This window comes from Streptomyces sp. NPDC039462, from assembly GCF_055639375.1.
On sequence record NZ_JBVKAO010000001.1, the window covers coordinates 2291298 to 2308167 of the forward strand.

General features: G+C 68.9%; 14 protein-coding genes. 12 read left to right on the forward strand and 2 right to left on the reverse strand.

From position 1 onward, the window contains the following. Positions 1–274: 274 nt before the first annotated feature. The 8 genes from ACZ7LU_RS09385 to ACZ7LU_RS09420 are packed head-to-tail and all read left to right on the forward strand — an operon-like array spanning position 275 to position 9593. The gene (locus tag ACZ7LU_RS09385) at positions 275–1267 is read left to right on the forward strand and encodes a TAXI family TRAP transporter solute-binding subunit (protein ID WP_471916237.1); all 993 of its coding nucleotides are present in this window, start codon (positions 275–277) and stop codon (positions 1265–1267) included. Next, positions 1264–1965: a class II aldolase/adducin family protein gene (locus ACZ7LU_RS09390; protein WP_471916238.1), complete on the forward strand. Its 702-nt coding sequence runs from the start codon at positions 1264–1266 to the stop codon at positions 1963–1965. The genes ACZ7LU_RS09385 and ACZ7LU_RS09390 overlap by 4 nt, the downstream gene beginning before the upstream one ends. 52 nt (positions 1966–2017) lie before the next feature. Next, a complete protein-coding gene (locus ACZ7LU_RS09395; RefSeq protein ID WP_468307076.1) occupies positions 2018–2749 on the forward strand; it encodes a dienelactone hydrolase family protein in 732 nt (243 codons plus the stop codon). 48 nt (positions 2750–2797) lie between these two features. After that, a complete protein-coding gene (locus ACZ7LU_RS09400; RefSeq protein ID WP_471916239.1) occupies positions 2798–3784 on the forward strand; it encodes a cupin domain-containing protein in 987 nt (328 codons plus the stop codon). Positions 3785–3803: 19 nt separating this feature from the next. After that, positions 3804–4904, forward strand: a complete 1101-nt coding sequence (locus tag ACZ7LU_RS09405; protein WP_471916240.1) for an alcohol dehydrogenase catalytic domain-containing protein — start codon at positions 3804–3806, stop codon at positions 4902–4904. Next, entirely contained in the window at positions 4901–6493 is a 1593-nt protein-coding gene (locus ACZ7LU_RS09410) for a bifunctional 3-(3-hydroxy-phenyl)propionate/3-hydroxycinnamic acid hydroxylase (protein WP_471916241.1), read from the forward strand. The genes ACZ7LU_RS09405 and ACZ7LU_RS09410 overlap by 4 nt, the downstream gene beginning before the upstream one ends. After that, the gene (locus tag ACZ7LU_RS09415) at positions 6490–8154 is read left to right on the forward strand and encodes an NAD(P)-dependent alcohol dehydrogenase (protein WP_471916242.1); all 1665 of its coding nucleotides are present in this window, start codon (positions 6490–6492) and stop codon (positions 8152–8154) included. Before ACZ7LU_RS09410 ends, ACZ7LU_RS09415 begins: the two co-directional genes overlap by 4 nt. Then, positions 8151–9593: an aldehyde dehydrogenase family protein gene (locus ACZ7LU_RS09420; protein WP_471916243.1), complete on the forward strand. Its 1443-nt coding sequence runs from the start codon at positions 8151–8153 to the stop codon at positions 9591–9593. Before ACZ7LU_RS09415 ends, ACZ7LU_RS09420 begins: the two co-directional genes overlap by 4 nt. A gap of 15 nt (positions 9594–9608) precedes the next feature. Here ACZ7LU_RS09420 and ACZ7LU_RS09425 read toward each other — a convergent pair whose 3' ends face one another. Next, on the reverse strand, positions 9609–10085 hold the full coding sequence (locus ACZ7LU_RS09425) for a MarR family winged helix-turn-helix transcriptional regulator (protein WP_468084751.1): 477 nt from the start codon (positions 10083–10085) through the stop codon (positions 9609–9611). A 130-nt stretch (positions 10086–10215) separates the two neighbouring features. Here ACZ7LU_RS09425 and ACZ7LU_RS09430 point away from each other — a divergent pair, with 130 nt between their 5' ends. After that, positions 10216–11868 (forward strand): MFS transporter, encoded by a 1653-nt coding sequence (locus ACZ7LU_RS09430; protein WP_471916244.1) that lies wholly within the window; start codon positions 10216–10218, stop codon positions 11866–11868. A gap of 191 nt (positions 11869–12059) precedes the next feature. Here ACZ7LU_RS09430 and ACZ7LU_RS09435 read toward each other — a convergent pair whose 3' ends face one another. After that, positions 12060–12737 (reverse strand): hypothetical protein, encoded by a 678-nt coding sequence (locus ACZ7LU_RS09435; protein WP_471916245.1) that lies wholly within the window; start codon positions 12735–12737, stop codon positions 12060–12062. Positions 12738–13580: 843 nt separating this feature from the next. Between ACZ7LU_RS09435 and ACZ7LU_RS09440 the strand changes: the two genes are divergently transcribed. The 3 genes from ACZ7LU_RS09440 to ACZ7LU_RS09450 all read left to right on the forward strand — a co-directional run bounded on the left by ACZ7LU_RS09440 (position 13581) and on the right by ACZ7LU_RS09450 (position 16428). Beyond that, positions 13581–14090, forward strand: coding sequence for a hypothetical protein (locus ACZ7LU_RS09440; protein WP_471916246.1), 510 nt, complete (start codon positions 13581–13583; stop codon positions 14088–14090). A 357-nt stretch (positions 14091–14447) separates the two neighbouring features. Beyond that, positions 14448–15074, forward strand: coding sequence for a hypothetical protein (locus ACZ7LU_RS09445; protein WP_471916247.1), 627 nt, complete (start codon positions 14448–14450; stop codon positions 15072–15074). A gap of 973 nt (positions 15075–16047) precedes the next feature. Then, positions 16048–16428, forward strand: a complete 381-nt coding sequence (locus ACZ7LU_RS09450) for a hypothetical protein (RefSeq protein ID WP_468084756.1) — start codon at positions 16048–16050, stop codon at positions 16426–16428. Positions 16429–16870 lie beyond the last annotated feature (442 nt).

Sequence of the window (16870 nt, forward strand, 5' to 3'; positions counted from 1 at the left end):
GACCAGATCGAGGCGAGCGTTAAGGAGCTGCTGCGGGCGGAGGAGATCGCGGCTCTGAGTGTCCATGTGGTGGTGCGCGACTGGGGGAGTAGCGGCCCCATGGGGCGGGTGAGTGGGGCGTTCGTGCAGGCCGGGCACTCGGCGTAAATAGGTCTACTGATATAGGTATAGCCCTAGAATTATTGCGCTCCCCTCTCGTCAGGGTCCGTCGGATCTCCTATGCTGATCGATATGCAGGACCTACGTCCTTCTATTCAGGACTGGAGTGTTAGTCATGAGTCGACCCCCTGACCCGCACGGGCAGCGCCCTGCGGAACCGAGGATCGAGCGGTCCCTCACCCTGCATCTGCGCGGCGACTGGGGAAGCGCCAACCTGCACCGCGTCTGTGGATGGATCGCCCAGGAACTGGCTGACCGCTGCGGCCCCCACACCCGTATCGCGACCTGGAACAGCCGGGGATTCAGTGACGCCGTGCGAGCCGTCGGACGCGGTGAGGTCCACGTGGCTCTCACCACGCCGGCGGCCTTCGCGACTGCCGCGCTCGACGGCCGCGGCGTCTACGCCGATGAGTACTATCCCGACCTGCGCGCCCTGGGCGTCGTACCGCAGAGGGACCGGCTCGTCGTCGCCGTGGACAAGAAGCACAACATCACCAGCTTCGCGGAACTGCGCGCGCACAAGCCCGCCCTGAAGCTGGCGACATCCATCCACGACGGGGTCAATCACGTCGGACTCGCCGCACACGAGGTCCTCACTCGCTCCGGCGTCGACATCACCGGCTGGGGTGGCGAACTCCTCGAGGACGAGCGGCCGTTCGAGTCCCTCGATCATGTGAAGGAGGGCCGGGCCGACGCCATCGTGCATGAAGCGATCATGCTGCCCGCCTGGCAGGAGATCGGCCCGCACCTGAACTTCCTGGAGGTCGAGCGCGACGTCCTCGACTCGCTGGCCGCCGACTACGGCTGGCCCGACGCGGTCGTGGACGACGGATACTTCCCGGACCGCGCCGCGTTCACCACCCTCGACTTCTCCGACTTCCTCGTGGTGACCCGCGCGGACCTCCCCGAGGACCTCGCCCACGCCATCGCCTGGGTGCTCGGCGAGACCCGGCACATCATCGAGGGCCAGTACCGGCACCTGCCGCCCGAGCGCAGCCCCATCACCTACCCGCTCGACCCGCACGCCATGGGCCGCAGCCCGGTTCCGTTGCACCCGGGAGCGGCCCGCTACTACGAAGCGCTGCCGACTTCAGGGCACCCGGAATGACGCCCGAAGAGGCCCGCACCCTGACCATCCAGGCCGGCCGGGCCCTCGCCGCCGCGGGGCAGGGGGACATGGTGTGGGGGCACGTGGCAGTGCGCGACCCCGCCGGCCGCGGCATTTGGATCAAGGCGCCGGGATGGGGCCTGGAAGAGGTCACCGAGGAACGCCTCCAACTCGTCGGCCACGACGGCGCCGTGCTGCAAGGAGACGGCAAACCCCACAAGGAATGCCACATCCACCTCGAAGTGCTCGCCGCTGACCGGCAGTTGGTCTGCTCCGTGCACACCCACGCACTCGCCGCCGTCGCTTTCGCGGCCCTCGGCACACCGCTGCTTCCCCTCTCGCACGAGGGAACCCTGTTCGCGGGGAGCGACGTGCCGCGGTTCACCGAGACCGGCAATCTCATCAGCACCCCTGCCCTGGGCAAGGCGGTCGCCGCGGCTCTCGGAGGGGCGCCCGCGGCGCTGCTGCCCAAGCACGGCCTGGTCGCGGCAGGGCACAGCGTGCCCGCCGCCGTCATGCACGCGGTCCTGCTCGACCGGGCCTGCGCCACCCAGCTCGCAGCATCGGCGGCCGGGCCGGTCCGCGTCCACTCGGACCCGGCCGAGGCCCACGCCAAACGCGCCGAATGCTGGCCCGACACCCAACTCGAAGCGGGCTGGAACTACCTCCTGCGCCGCGCCTCCGTCCTCTACCCCTGACCGCCCACCCCGGCGTCCGCACCACACGCACCACTCGTTCGAGAGGCACACCATGAACGCCCAGCAGTCCACCTCCTGGATCACCGTCCCCACCGTCGACGGCCCGATGAACACCTACGTCGCCCGCCCCGCCAACGTCGCCGATCGCGCCGTCGTCGTCCTGCAGGAAGCCTTCGGCGTCAACGACCACATCCAGGACATCGCCCGCCGCTACGCCGCGCATGGCTTCCTCGCCCTGGCCCCCGACCTGTTCCACCGCAACGGCGTGGGCACCCTCGAATACAGCCGGCACGCCGAGGCCATGCCACTGATCGGCGCCATCGGACCGGACGCCATCGTCACCGACGTCGAGGCCGTCCTGGCTCACCTGGCCGCACACGAAGGCATCAGCACGGCGCGCACCGCCGTCAACGGCTTCTGTTTCGGCGGCCGCGCGGCCTTCACCGCCGCCACCGCCATCCGCGGGTTGGGCGCCACCGTCGTCTTCTACGGCCCCGGCATCGCAGCCGGACCCCACGCCGTCGTCGACCGCGCCCGGCACATCGATGCCCCCGTCCTCCTGCACGTCGGCGCCGAGGACCCCACCATCCCCGGCGACCAGGTCACCGCCATCGACGACGCACTGCGCAGCAACGGTGTCGACTTCGAAAGCTATGTGTACGCCGGCGCGGGCCACGCCTTCGCCTGCGACGCCCGGCCCCACATGTACGTCGAGGACAGCGCCGAAGCCGCCTGGCAGCGCACCCATGCCTTCCTCGACAAGCACCTGCCCCCGGCCGCCTGAACGCTCTGCCGCGGACACGCAACACCCCGACACAGCAACGGAGTTGGCATGGGTACCGTCACCGAAGTGATCGCGGTCGTCTGTTCCGACGAGCCGCCGCGCACCGTTTCCCGCGACGAGCATCTGCTCCTGTCGCCGCCGCACCCCAACCCTTTCCCGGTGAAGCTCTGGCACGAGCACGAGCCGCTGCCCGTCGTCCACTTCCCTCAGGGCTACGAGGCCGTCCCGTTCGCGCCGCCGCGCGCCGTCTACGAAAGCGCACAGGTCCGCGTCGAGTGGCAGACGATGGACAATCGCCAGCCCTTCTACCACCGCAACTGCGACGTCGACGAAATCTCCTACCAGATCGCCGGCGAGCGCACGCTGATGACCGAACTGGGCACCATCGAGCACCGGCCGGGCGAATTCTCCCGCATCCCGCGAGGCATCGCCCACGACAACTACGGCCGCCGCGAAAGCCACCTGCTCTTCTACACCCCGGCCCCTGTCACCGAGGAGCGGGCAGCACAGCGCACGTCCGAACCCCTCTTCCCGCCCTTCGAGGGCTGGACACCGGGCCCGGTCAACGAGGCCGTCACCCAGTGCATGGGCACCCCGGGTCACGACATCACCGTCGCGCCCGCCGACGAACGCACCCTCCTGGAACAGGTGCACGCCGAGAAGGACCGGCTGAACGTGATCACCGCACCGCGTGACCCCGGCATGACCTGGCTGTACCGCTCACGCGGCTTCCGGATCGGCAGAGTCCGCCTGCTGCCGGACGGCTCCCGCACATACCGCCGCACCCTGGACGCCGACGAGATCCAGTACCAGATCAGCGGCCGGCGCACCCTCATCACCCAGCGCGGCATCGCGGAACTCGGCCCCGGCGACTTCGTCCGCATCCCCCTCGGCATCGCCCACGCCAGTGTCTGCGCCGACGAGTCCGAGCACATCGCGTTGTTCTCGGACCGTGAGCTGCCTCAGATCGCCGACACGGCCAGGACCGCCGACCCCTACACCCCCGAACGGCTCGCCGCAGCCCTCAACGGCTGAGCGAGCGAGGAGCCGCACCATGACCGCGATGCTGGCAGCGCGCGCCCACAAGGGCTCCGAAGCGCTGCGCCTGCACAAGATCGCCATACCCGAACCCGGACCGGACGACGTCCTGGTGAAAGTGGCCTCGGCCGGCCTCGCGCCCGGCATGATGACCCTGCTCGCCCAGGGCGCCTTCAAGCATCTGCCCACCACACTGGGCCACGAGGCCGCCGGCACCATCGCCGCAGTCGGCAGCGGCGTACGCGGCATCACCCTCGGCACCCGGGTACGGGTCCACCCCAACCTCAACTGCCGTGCGTGCGGATACTGCCGCTCCGACCGCGACATGATGTGCCCGCAGCAAGCCATGATCGGACACGCCGCGTTCAGCCCCGGCCCGATGCCGCTGTACGACCGCTACCACGACGGAGGTCTTGCCGAGTACATCCGGGTACCCGGCCACCTGGTCGACGTCCTGCCTGACAACGTCTCCTACGACGTCGGCGCAAAAGTCCACGACCTCGCCAACGCCGTACGGGCCCTGAAGCTGGCCGGCCTCCCGCTGGGCGCCACTCTGATCGTCACCGCGGCCACCGGAACCATGGGGACCGCCACCATCAAACTGGCCTCCCACTTCGGGGTCGGACGGCTGATCCTGGTCGGGCGCAGCGCTGCACGTCTTGTACCGGTGAGCGCGCTGGCCCGCGACGTGCAGGTCGACACGGTCGCCCTCGACGAACTGCCCGCCAAGTGGGGCACCACCGCCGGGCTCACCGGAGCCCTGCGCGCGCTGGCCCCCCACGGCGCCGACGCGGTCCTCGACTTCGTGCCCGAAGGGCCCGCCACATCCCAGGCGCTGGCCGCTCTGACCACCGGCGGCACCCTCGTCCACATGGGCGCCAACCGCAGTCCCCTGACGCTGCCGATGGCCGCGGTCATGGTCAACTGCTGGCGGATCATCGGCACCCGGGCCTGCACCCGCACCGACGCCCATGAAGTCCTTGCGCTCCTCGCGGATGGCGGGCTCTCGGCCGACGACCTCATCACCCACCGCTACCCGCTCGCCGCCGCCGTCGAAGCTGTCGACGCGCTCCACAGCCGCACCGAGCCGATCTGGATGGCGGTGGTGAACCCGTGAACACCCCGCACCCCGTCCTCATCATCGGCGGCGGCCCGGTCGGCCTGACCGCCGCCAACCTGCTGGCCGCGCGCGGCATTCCGCTCGTCCTGATCGAGCGAAACCCGGCCACCAGCGACGAGGCCAAGGCCATCAGCCTCGACGACGAGTCACTGCGTACGCTGGAGGCAGCCGGACTCGCCGAACGGGTCCTGGACATCGTCGTGCCCGGCACCGGCACCCGCTACTACGACCGCAAGGGCCGCCCGCTCCTGCACGCACGTGGCCCTCAGCCCTACCGTCTTGGCTACCCGTTCAAGAATCAGTTCGCACAGCCGGAACTGGAATGCGTCCTGCTGGACGCCCTCAAGTCCCGGCCCGAGGCAGCCATCCGCTTCGCCACCGAACTGGTCGCCCTGGACGAACAGCCCGACGGCAGCGCCACTGTGGCCCGCCTGCGCCCGACGGGCAGCGACTCGGACACCGTCGAAACCCTCACCGCGAGCTGGGTCCTGGCCTGTGACGGCGGCCGCTCCACGGTGCGCGATCTGCTCGGCATCGGCATGACCGGTACCAGCCACCAGGAGGTCTGGCTGGTCGCCGACACCACCGGTGACCACCACGACGAGCGCTATGGCATGCACCACGGCACGCCCGAGCGGCCGACCGTCATCGTGCCCGGCCGAGGAGGCCGCTGCCGCTACGAGTTCCTCCTGCACCCGGGTGAGGGCGAGAAGGGAACGAGCCCCGACTTCGAGACCGTGCGCAGACTCGTCGCGCCCTACCGGCCCCTCACAGAGGACCAGGTGGAACGCTGCACCGCGTACACCTTCAATGCCGTCGTCGCCGACCGCTGGCGCGATGGCCGCGTCCTCCTGCTCGGCGACGCCGCGCACATGATGCCGCCGTTCGCCGGCCAGGGCCTCAACTCCGGGGTGCGCGACGCCGCCAACCTGGCCTGGAAGATCGACGAAGTGTGGCGCGGACGGGCCGACCAGCGCCTCCTGGACACCTATGAGGCCGAACGCCGTCCGCATGCCACCGCCATGGTCCGCTACTCCGAACGCCTCGGCGACGTCGTCATGACCACCGACCGGCGCCGCGCCCTCCTGCGGGACATCGCCGCCCGCACTCTGCTGCGCATACCACCAGGGCGCCGCTACCTCACCGAGATGCGGTTCCGTCCTCACGCGCGGCACGAGGCCGGCCTGGTTGTCGGAGACCATGCGCTGACGGGCACCCAGCTTCCCCAGCCACGGGTCCTGGTCCCCCCGAGCCTGCACCCTCAGTGGTTCGACCAGGTTCTCGGCCAGTCCTTCGCTCTGCTGGGCATCAACGTCCCGGAGACGGCCTGGCGAGGCTTCGACGGAACCCACTGGCCGGACGGCAAGCTCGACATCCAGCGCATCGACGTGCTGCTGGACGACCGGCTGCCATCGGCGACGGCAGGACGCAAAGCTGTCGCGGATGCGGACGGCCGCCTGGAGGAAGCTCTCGCCGGTGCCCGCAACCGGTTCGTCCTGGTCAAGCCCGACCGTTACATCGCTGCCGTCATGGGACCCGGCGACATCCCTGCCGTTGCCGAGGCATTGCGCAGGAACACCCGGTGACCTCGATCCCGACGACCACGGCCGCCGTACGGGTCCACGAACACGGCTGCCCTGCGCAACTCGCCCACGAACAGCGGCCCCTGCCCGCCCTGGGCCCCACCGACGTGCTGGTGGCCGTCGACACCGCCGCCGTCTCCGGCTGGGATCTGAAGTACCGTCACGGCCTGCGGCCCGGCACGAAACTCCCGGGCCGCAACCCCTGTCCCATGCCCCGGCAACTGAGGCGTGAGGCCACGGGAACGGTCATCGCCATCCCCGGCCATCAGGGCCCGGGCGCCTACGCCGAGTATGTGGTGCGCGACGAGCGGCTCTTCCTGCCGGTGCCCGACCACGTCGACCTGGAACACCCTGGTCGTGACCGGTGCCGCTGGCCTCATGGGCCTGACCACCATCCAACTCGCCCAGCTCTTAGGCCTGCGCGTCATCGTCACGGCGTCGACTACTCCACCCACCGCGACCTCCTGCCCCTGGCCCTGGACGTGCGTCTGGAAGCCGACATCGCCTCACGAGAGAAGAAGCTCTTGCCCACTCTCACCACCGTCGCAGTGGCCCGTACCGGCGAGGACACCTTCCACTGGGAACGCGCCGTCCTCGACGACCCCGGCCCCGGCGAAGTCCTCGTCCGCCTCGTCGCGGCCGGACTGTGCCACACCGATCTGTCCGTCCTGGCCGGACGCCTGCCCACCCCTCTACCCGCAGTTCTGGGCCACGAGGGAGCAGGAACCGTCGAAGCCGTAGGAGCCGACGTGGCCGGTATCGGCCCCGGAGACCACGTGGTGCTCTCCTTCAACTCCTGCGGTCACTGCAACGCCTGCCGCACCGGCCGTCCCGCCACCTGCGAGACTTACTTCCCCCTCAACTTCGGGGCCGCACGCGCTGATGGCACCACACCGATCCACACGGAGGACGGCGCACCGCTCGGCGGCCTGTTCTTCGGACAATCCTCGCTGGCCCGGCACGCCGTCGTCTCCGCGCAGAGCGTCGTTCGAGTCGATGTCGCGGACGAGGAAGAACTCAGCCTCCTGGCGCCCGTCGGCTGCGGGATCCAGACCGGAGCCGGAGCGATCCTGAATCTGCTCAAGCCCCGCTACGGGGACAGCGTGGCTGTCCTCGGCGCCGGGGCAGTGGGACTGTCGGCCGTCATGGCGGCCCGCCTCACTCCCGCCCGCACCATCGTGGCCGTGGACGTCGTCCCGTCGAGGCTGGCTCTCGCCACCGAACTCGGCGCCACCCACACCATCGACAGCAGCAAGGAAGATCTCCGGTCCCGTCTCGCCGACCTGGTCGGCCCCGGCGGCCTGACGTACATCGTGGAAACCACCGGCGTCCCCGCACTGCTGGAGCTCGCCGCCACGGCCATCGCCGCCGACGGAACCGTTGCCGTCATCGGAGCCCCCTCCGCCGGCAGCCGGGCTTCCTTCGACATCAACTCCCTCATCGACGGGCGCACCATCCGCGGCGTCACCGAAGGCGCCAGCGACCGGCTGACCTTCATCCCCGCCCTCATCGACCTGCACCGCCAGGGCCGCCTGCCCTTCGACGGATTCATCCGCTGCTACCCACCCGACCGACTCGACCAAGCGGTCGCCGACGCCCGCTCGGGTCACACCATCAAGCCCGTCATTCGCTTCGACACCTCCGAGAACCTGGGGGAGAAGTGAGCCTGCCGCACGCCCGCAACCTGATCGGCGGCCAGTGGCACGACGGCCACGCCACCGGCACCTCCCTGGCCCCGGCCACCGGCCGGCCTCTGGGAACCTACGCCGACGCCGGAGCCGTCACCGCCCGCGCCGCGATCGACGCCGCCCGGAGCGCCTTCACCACCACATCCTGGGCACGCGACCGCACGGCCCGATCCCGGGCCCTGGCCGAATTCGCCGACCACCTGGCCGCCCGGCACCGTGAGCTGGCCACCCTTCTGTCACAGGAGAACGGCAAACGGCTGCCCGAGGCCGAGGGAGAGATCGGCGCGGCCATCACCAAACTCCGCTACCACGCCGCCCTCGCCCTCACCGACACCGGTCGCGCGGCCGAAACCGTGCCCGGCAGTTACTCGTTCACGCTCCACCAGCCCGCAGGCGTCGCCGCCGTCATCGTGCCCTGGAACTCGCCCGTCATCCTCGCCGTACGCTCCCTGGCCCCGGCCCTCGCCGCCGGCTGCACCGTCGCGATGAAGATGCCGGCACAGACCGCACTCACCAACGGGCTCCTGTACGAGATCATCGCCGAAACCGAAGCGCTGCCGTCGGGCGTCGTCAACGCCTTCACCGAGTCAGGCAACACCGGCGCACCCCTGCTGGTCTCCGACCCCGGCACCGACGTCATCAGTTACACCGGATCGACCGCGGTCGGCCGCGTCATCATGGCGCAGGCCGCCCAGCACCTGAAGGCGTGCTCCCTGGAGCTCGGCGGCAAGACCCCCATGATCGTGTGCGACGACGCCGACCTGGACGCTGCGGTGCCCGTGCTCACCGCAGCCGTCACCACTTTCGCCGGCCAGTTCTGCATGGCGGGCAGCCGCATCCTCGTGCAGCACGGCATCGCCGACACCCTGCGTACCCGGATGACCGCCGCCCTGGACGCCGTGGTGGTGGGGCCGGGCGACGAGCCCGCCACCACAATGGGACCGGTCATCGACCGCGCCGCCGCACAGCGCATCGATGCCCTCGTGGCCGGAGCCGACGCCTACGGCACGGTCCTGGTGCGCGGCGGGCTCCTCAACCCCCAGGGTGAGGACGCCTGTCTCAGGCCGAGCCTCGTCGAGGTCGAGGACCCGGCGGCACCACTGGTCCAGCAGGAGGTGTTCGGGCCGGTCGCCACCTTCGAGGTCTTCGACGACGAGGACGACGTCGTACGCCGGGCCAACGCCACCGAGTTCGGACTCGCCGCATCCGTATGGAGCAGCGACGTGGACCGGCCCCTGCGCCTGGCGGCCCGCCTAGACGCCGGAACCGTCTGGATCAACAACTGGGGCATCACCTATGACCAGTTCGAGGAGGGCGGCATGAAACAGAGCGGGATCGGACGACTCAACGGCGCCCGCGGGCTGGCCGAGTTCCAGGAGATCAAGCACCTGGTACACACGGTGCGCGTCGGCTGAAACACGCTTCGACCGTCACCGCCCGGGCCACAACTGCCCGGGCGGGATGTCGGGCCCGTCGAACTCGTCACTCACCCGCCGCAGCGCCGCCAAGAACTCCTCCGCCTGCCGGGCTCCACCCAGCGCGGCACGCATCCGGTCCACGACGGCATCGGTGCGCGCCCGGCCGGCGGCCACCCCGGCGTGCCCCTCCTTCGTGAGATCGAGGAGCACGACCCGCTTGTGCACCGGATGCGGGCGGCGCTCCAGCCAGCCAAGTCGGTCCAGATGGGCCAGTGCGGAATTGGCTGTCTGCGGAGTGATGCCCTGGCTGCGGGCCAGATCGGCGGAGGACAGCGGAGCGTGCTGGGCCAGCGTCACAGCCAGGGCCAGCTGGTTGATGGTCAGGCCAAGGCCGGCCAGCTCTTCGTTGAGCGTCCGGTGCAGTGCCTGGCTCGCTTTCCACATCCGGTGGTGGAGCGTCTGCTGCCAGTCCTCGTGGCGTGTGGGCATGGCGGTTCCTCGAGTGTGGTGTGGCGGCTCGAAACGTCAGCGTGTCCGTGCCGACAGGGCACCCGCGTCGCGAGTATCAGTAAGGCTGATACTATCGCAGGGTTCCTGATTACTAAGAGAGGGGTGCTCTGTGCCCACCAACCCCGCCCACAGCCCGCCGATCCGCGGCGCACCGGCCCCGGCCCCGGCCCACGCCAGACCCGGCTCCGTCGGCAAGACCGTCGCCCTGGCCTGCCTCGGGGTCTTCGCCTCCTACCTCCCCATCGGCGGCGTCTCCGTCTCCCTGCCGAGCATCCAGCAGGGCCTGGGCGCGTCCACCGCCGACCTGCAGTGGATCACCGACGCCTTCATCCTCCCGATGGCCGCGTTCATCCTCACCTTCGGCCTCATCGGCGACCTCTACGGCCGCAAGAAGGTCTTCCTCGCGGGCCTCGGCTTCTTCGCCGCGGGCTCCGCCGTCAGCCTCACCGCGACATCCGTCGCCCAGGTCTGGATCGGCCAGGCACTCTCCGGTGTGGGCGCCGCTGCCCTGCTCACCTCGACGCTCGCACTGATCAGTCACGTCTGTCCCGACTTCCGGGCCCGCGCCAAGGCGGTCTCCGCCTGGGCCGCCGCCCTCGGCCTTGGAATGTCACTCGGCCCCCTGATCAGCGGCGCCATCCTCGAAGGCGCCGGATGGCGCTGGATCTTCCTGCCGTCGCTCATCGCCTGCGCCATCGGCCTCGTCGCCGGCGCCGTCCTGCTCGTAGACTCCAAGGCTCCGCACGGCCGAGCCATCGACATCCCCGGCCAGCTCACCGCCGTCATCGCCGTCGCCGCCCTTGTCTACGGCGTCATCGAAGGCGGGGCCGCGGGCTGGGGTGCGGGCAAGGTCGTCGCCGCGTTCGCGGTCGCCGCCGTCGCCCTCGCCGCCTTCATCCTCGTCGAGCTGCGCTCTCCTTCCCCGATGCTGTCCATGCAGCTCTTCAGGTCCCGGGCCTTCTCCGGCGCCGGCATCGTGATCGCCCTGGCCCTCTTCGCCCAGGTCGGCCTCGTCTTTGCCCTCAGCCTGTTCTTCGGCACGGTCCAGCACCTGTCCGCGCTGGACATCGGCTGGCGCTTCCTGGCGCTCAATGGCCTGGCCGTCATCCTCGCCCCCGTCGTGGGACGCCTGATGGGCCGGGTCGCTCCGGGCCTCTTGCTGGCCCTGGGCCTCGTGGTCACCGGCATCGGCACGTTCTGGCTGAACGCCCTCGAAGCCGACAGCGGCGCGGGCCTCGTCGTCCTGCTGCTCGCCGTGATCGGCGCCGGATTCTCCTTCGTCATGTCGCCCCTCACCGCCATCGCTGTGGGCAGCGTGCCCCACCATCTGGCCGGCATGGCAGGCGCGGGCAGCAATACCCTGCGTCAGGTCGGCGGGGCCCTGGGCCCCGCCGTGTTCGGTGTCATCCTTACCCAGCACACGGTCAGCACGCTGCCCGAGCAACTCTCGGCAGCCGGTCTGAGCGCCGCGGACCGGGACTCCGTTCTGAACGCGGTCGCCACCGACGGTCTCGCTGCCGCCGGACACCTCGACCTGGGCGCACCCGCCACCGGCCAGGCCCTCGGCGCCTTCGGCGACAGTTTCAGCGGAGCCCTGCACCTGTGCGCCGACATCGGCGGAATCGGCATGCTGGTCGCAGCCGCCGTCACCGTCGTCTGCATCGGCGTACGCAAGACAGCAGCGCCCGAGACTCACCCTGTGCGAAGGGCTCCCGCACCGCGCGGTGAAGGGGCCATCAAAGAAGCCGTGGAATCAGCCTGAACAGGGGGCCGCCCTGCCAGGCGGAAAAGGAAGGTACCTGCATCCGGTGCAACTCCGCTCGGATACACAGGAAGCGCACAGGATGCCGGTACTTGCCCCCGTCCACGGCGGTGTCAGCTCGAAACTGTCAGGCCAGGTCGAGCGCTGTTCCAGGTATTCGTGTCCGTAGCTGATCCAGGGTCAGTGCGCGCCTAGAGCACGTCAGCGAGTGTCAGGGCCAGGGCCAGCAGCCCGAAGGACACCGGTGTCACCGCGAAGACGGCCAACAGTGGCAGGAAGCCGATCAGCCCAGGGCGAATTTTACGGCCGGCCCGGATACGGCCCTGCGGGCGGGCCAGTTCCGTGTGCAGGTCGAGGCGTTCAGCGGCGCGGTCCGATACGACCACTCCGGCGCCGGGCGGCCGCGACATCAGTGCCCGGCGAACGAGTGCGTCGACGGTGTCGTCCCCGCCCTTCAGCTTGTTCAGGATGAGCCGCACGCCGTGCGTATCCGTCAGGATCAGCCGATCGTCGTTCCGCACCTGGCCTGGCACCTCAAGGCGGCCGACCTTGGTGAGCCGGGCCAAATCGACCGTGCGCCGCCCCGTGAGGGTGCGCGCAGACAGGAGGTGACCATCGTGCAGTCGGGCGTGCCAGCCCATGTGGGCATAGGCCGCCACCATGCCGCTGATCAACAGCGAGACCAGGTTGAGGAGGAGGAACCCCTCATGGATCACCTCAGCCCGGACCATAGCCACGGGAACAGCGAACATGACGATGGGCACGAGTACAACGGTGATGTCGGCGGCCAGCCGGGCAGTGCTCCCCTGGCCGGCGCAGGTCGTCGTGGCGGCGGAGTTGGCGTTGAGCCCGCGGGTGTCGATCGTCACGGCCGTGACGGTATCGGCCCTGGCGTCGCCCCTTCAAGACTGAGTCCGCCCGGGGCTGATCGGCTTCCTGCCACTGTTGGCAGTCTTCGCGGTGACAACTCTGCGCACCCGGTTCGAACCCTCAGCCAAACCGTAGGACGGGTGCTCAGCGCCGCACGATACCGTCGTCCTCATGGGTGAGAGAGTGCAGGACGAACCGACGGTTCCGTCCTTGACGCACGCCTCCCGCCTCCGCCGCCGCTTCGGGTTCGCGGCCTGAGGTCTGGCAGTGCCCGCGGCCCTGGGCTCCTGTGCCGAGCTCGGTGCCGCCGTGTGGGCGGTGATAGACCGGGAAGCGCTCTGGTACACGGCTCTGCTGGCACCCGCCGACGGAAGCGACGTGTGGGAGCTGCGCTGCCGTGCCGATGAGTCATACCGGTGGATGGTCGGTTCCCGCTCCGCGCTCGGGCACCGCATCCTCCCTGTCGCCCCCTCGCGGGTTCGGCAAGCAGGTGATCTGAAAGGCCGGTAGGAGCACGGAGCTCAACCTCTCCGCAATCCTGCACCAGGTCGACGCCGGACCGGCCGGTGCGCTACAAGGTCTCGGCCTGGCAAGACCCGTGCGACGGGGGGCGGCAGTTCACTCGGCATGAGTGGCGTGGGTGACGACCGCCCAGCTGACCGTCGTGATGGCGGTCGCCAACTCGGTGGCTGGCCTGCTCGGGCCGATGCTCGCTGTGCACTACCTGGGGCGGCGCGTCCACCATGCCTGAATGGTTAGGCACCGATCACCTCCGCCGTTCTAGAGGTTCGGAGGCGAACCAACGGCTTGGCTGCCAGACTGAGTTGGTGGAGGGGAGTGCGATGCCGGAGGAAAATCAAGACGGTTTGGCGGGAGAAGTGCAGATGACCGCATCCGTCTCGGGTAGTAGCCGCGTCTACCAAGCGGGACGCGACCAGTTATTTACCAGCATCCTGGTTGGGATGGCCGCAGCACCCTTCTTGCAGGCAGTCGCCTCGCACTTTGGCACGCGACTTGCGGGTGCGATTGATGAGGCGACAAGGAAGGCGTTGCGCCGCTTCCTCAACCGAGAGCTGCCCAGCCCGTCAGGCCGTGGCACACGACGGATGCGCGCAGTTGAGCTGCGCAGTGAACAGGGCTGGACTGTAGTGGTCCATGCTGATCTCCCGGCAGAAGCCATCGCGCAACTGCTTGACCTCCACGAAGCTCCCACCCCGGAAGTCGACGACTTTCCGACACCTCGACTCCTCTGGAATGAAGGGCAATGGCTCCTTGCCGGGGTCGACCTCCGGGGTACGACCGCGCTTTGTCGCTGGGACTCGGAATCAGCAGTTTGGGTTGCGGTCAGGTAGCCATCCGCTCCGATGGAAATGCCGCCGCGAGATCCCAGCCAGCGTCCCGGTGGGGCAAGTCCTCGTCGGTCGCCTGCGTGACGCGATGCTCGACATCGGCCGGGACAACGAACTGCCGACCCCCGAGCAGTTGCCTGTCGAACTCGCTCGCGTGCACGCCGACTGCACGCCTGCGGTCACACTTGGTGCGGAGGACAGGGGGCCGCGGATGAACGGCGCGGTGGTATCGCTAAGCACTGCCTGTCGCTGCTGCCAGCGCTGCTGCCGAGCAGGGGTTTGGCAATGCGCATACGAACGTCAAGGGCTACATCGAAGGTCAAGACATTCCCGGGAAACTCGGATAGAAAGCTCGAGTACGTGATCATCATCCCCAAGCGATATCTCGTCCCTGGCGCTCTCGCCATCACAGTCGGCTTTGCTGCAGGCATCGTCTACCTAGCGAGCGCATCCCAGACGGACGACTCCGGCACCGTCCGATCTGCTGATGCCTGTAATTTGCTGCAGTCGAACCCGGCAATTTCCGCGTTGAACAGGGTCCTCCCAGGTCAGTCTGCTTATTCATTCGATGAAGGTCCCGTGGGGAGTCACTCTGCGGAAGCCAGCGACAGCTTCTCGACCAGTTGCTTCGTCCGTGATGACGACAACCTGCTCCTCAGCGCCAGGGCGCGCATGATGATGACCGAACCGCGCAAGACGTGGGAGAGCTCGGTATTCGAGGGAGACGTCAGCGAGGAGGGGCGTGTGACCCGCTTCGAGGCGGGCATCCGAGGAGCGGCATCTGCTGACAAGGCTGCAGCTTTTGTTCCTTGCGTACCCGAAGGGAAAATTCCTGGTGGAAGCTACAACCTCAGTGTGGTGGTAGATCTCAAACAGCGCGGAGAATCAACCGAGGGTCAGGCGCGGAAAAGCCTTATCGACCTGACGGTCAGCGCCGCAAGTCACGCACACAAAGCAGCCGGGTGCACCCTGCCGGCAAGAGCCTAGGATCTGCGGGGCTTTACCCCTCTCGTGCCGCAAGCGTGGCGGACAATTCACGGAGACCCGCGGCCCCTCCGCCGCGTATCCCGTACAGCGACCCGCGCCCCACCGAGCCCCGCCTACCAGCCCGGACCCGGTCGTCGTGTACTCCTCCCCGGCATCCATCCATGCCCGCTGTCCGGGCCCGGTCTTGAGCCACCAGGCCCGGGCTTTGGCGGGCGGGGAACTCCTCGAACGCGGCTGCCTGCTTCGGGGGCATGTAGCTCTGGCGGGCCGTGCGTACCCTGTCCTCGAGCCAGTCGAGTTCCGCCACGGACCTCAGTTCGGCCACGACCACCCGGTCCCGTACGAAGGTCATCCGCCCCCCCCGTCAGCGTGTACGTACCGGATGTACGGGCCCTGCTGGTCCGGGACGGGTGTCCCTGTCCCGCACCGGATCTGGGCCGGTGCCGTGTTCCGCCGGGGGCCCGTTGGGCGAAGTGTTCCAGCTCGGCGAGCTCCGCCGCGGGCAGGAGCACACTCGTCGGCTTGCCGCCGTCGGTGACACACACCCGCTCCCCGGTCTCCTCGACGCGACCTGCTCAGTAGCTGTCTTTGAACTCTGCAGTGCGGCGTTCAGTCTTGCCCATGACGCGAGGAGCCCGTGTCAGAGTCGGCATGGCCCCTCGCGCTGTATCGTGCACCAGCCTCAGCAGCGCGGCGGCTCGGTTCGCGGCGGGCGGTGGTGGACCTGGCGGCGCATGCGAGCGAGTGGCAGTTCGCGGCGAGGGCGTCGCGGATCGACAAGCTGGTCTGGCTGTGGGGGTTGAAGGTCACTCCTTTACCTTGCTGGGTTCGCGTAGGGATGCTGGACGCCAAGTCGTCGCAGTACGCAAGAGTTTGACGGCCCCCAGGATCTGGCTTGAACTTGTCTCGACCCCGGTGAAAGAGTGTTCCCGGATCTTGCACCCCGCACGTTTCGCAGACGGGAACATTTGTCATGAGCACTCTCGGAATCGCCGGAAAGTCATCCGTCGCCGTGGCACTGGCCTGCGCAGCCACACTGTTGATGCCGGCCACTCCGGCCGCCGCCTCGGACTGGGACCGGAACTGCTACAGCATCTCGGCCCCCTACAAGGGCATCAGCGAGATCATCGGCAAGGCCGGCAAGACCCGCAGCGGCTGCACGGATGCCACCATCTCCCTGCAGCGTCACCGCTGGTACGGCTGGGAGGAAGTGGACTGGGCCCCGCTCGAGAGCGGCACCAAGATGGCGTGGTGGACCTGCACGGGTTCCGGCACCTACACCTACAAGACCGTCGTGGGCGTCGACTCCAACCTCGCCACCTACGAAAGCGCTGAGCGTCGGCTGACCTGCTAAGGCACCATTTCATTTGGCCATTCGGCGGTGGCATACGAGGGTTGCTGCGACGGCGGTAAGTGTGCCTGGTTCACCCTCCGCCACCGCCGCTACCTGCACCGACTTGAGCAGAACGCCGGGGCCGCCGCCATCAACCGGCAACGGGGGCCATCATGCTCCCGGCAATGCCGCCGGGCCGCCCCGGCAGCCCCGCACCGCAGATCGTCCCGCCGTCTCTGCCTCACGACCAGGGTTCATAGACAGCCGCTAAGTCCTCTATGGCGTCGCTCAGTTCAACGTTATCCATCACGGGGAGCATTGCTGACCGCGATACGGCGGCCGGGCCGCGGGGCGGGCGCCAGGTGGCACCAGGTCGGCGGCGAGGAGAAGGTCGGGATGCGCCCGCGGTACATGATCTCCACGCTGGCGAGTTGTCGTCCCTGAGTGCTGGTATCCGTCACGT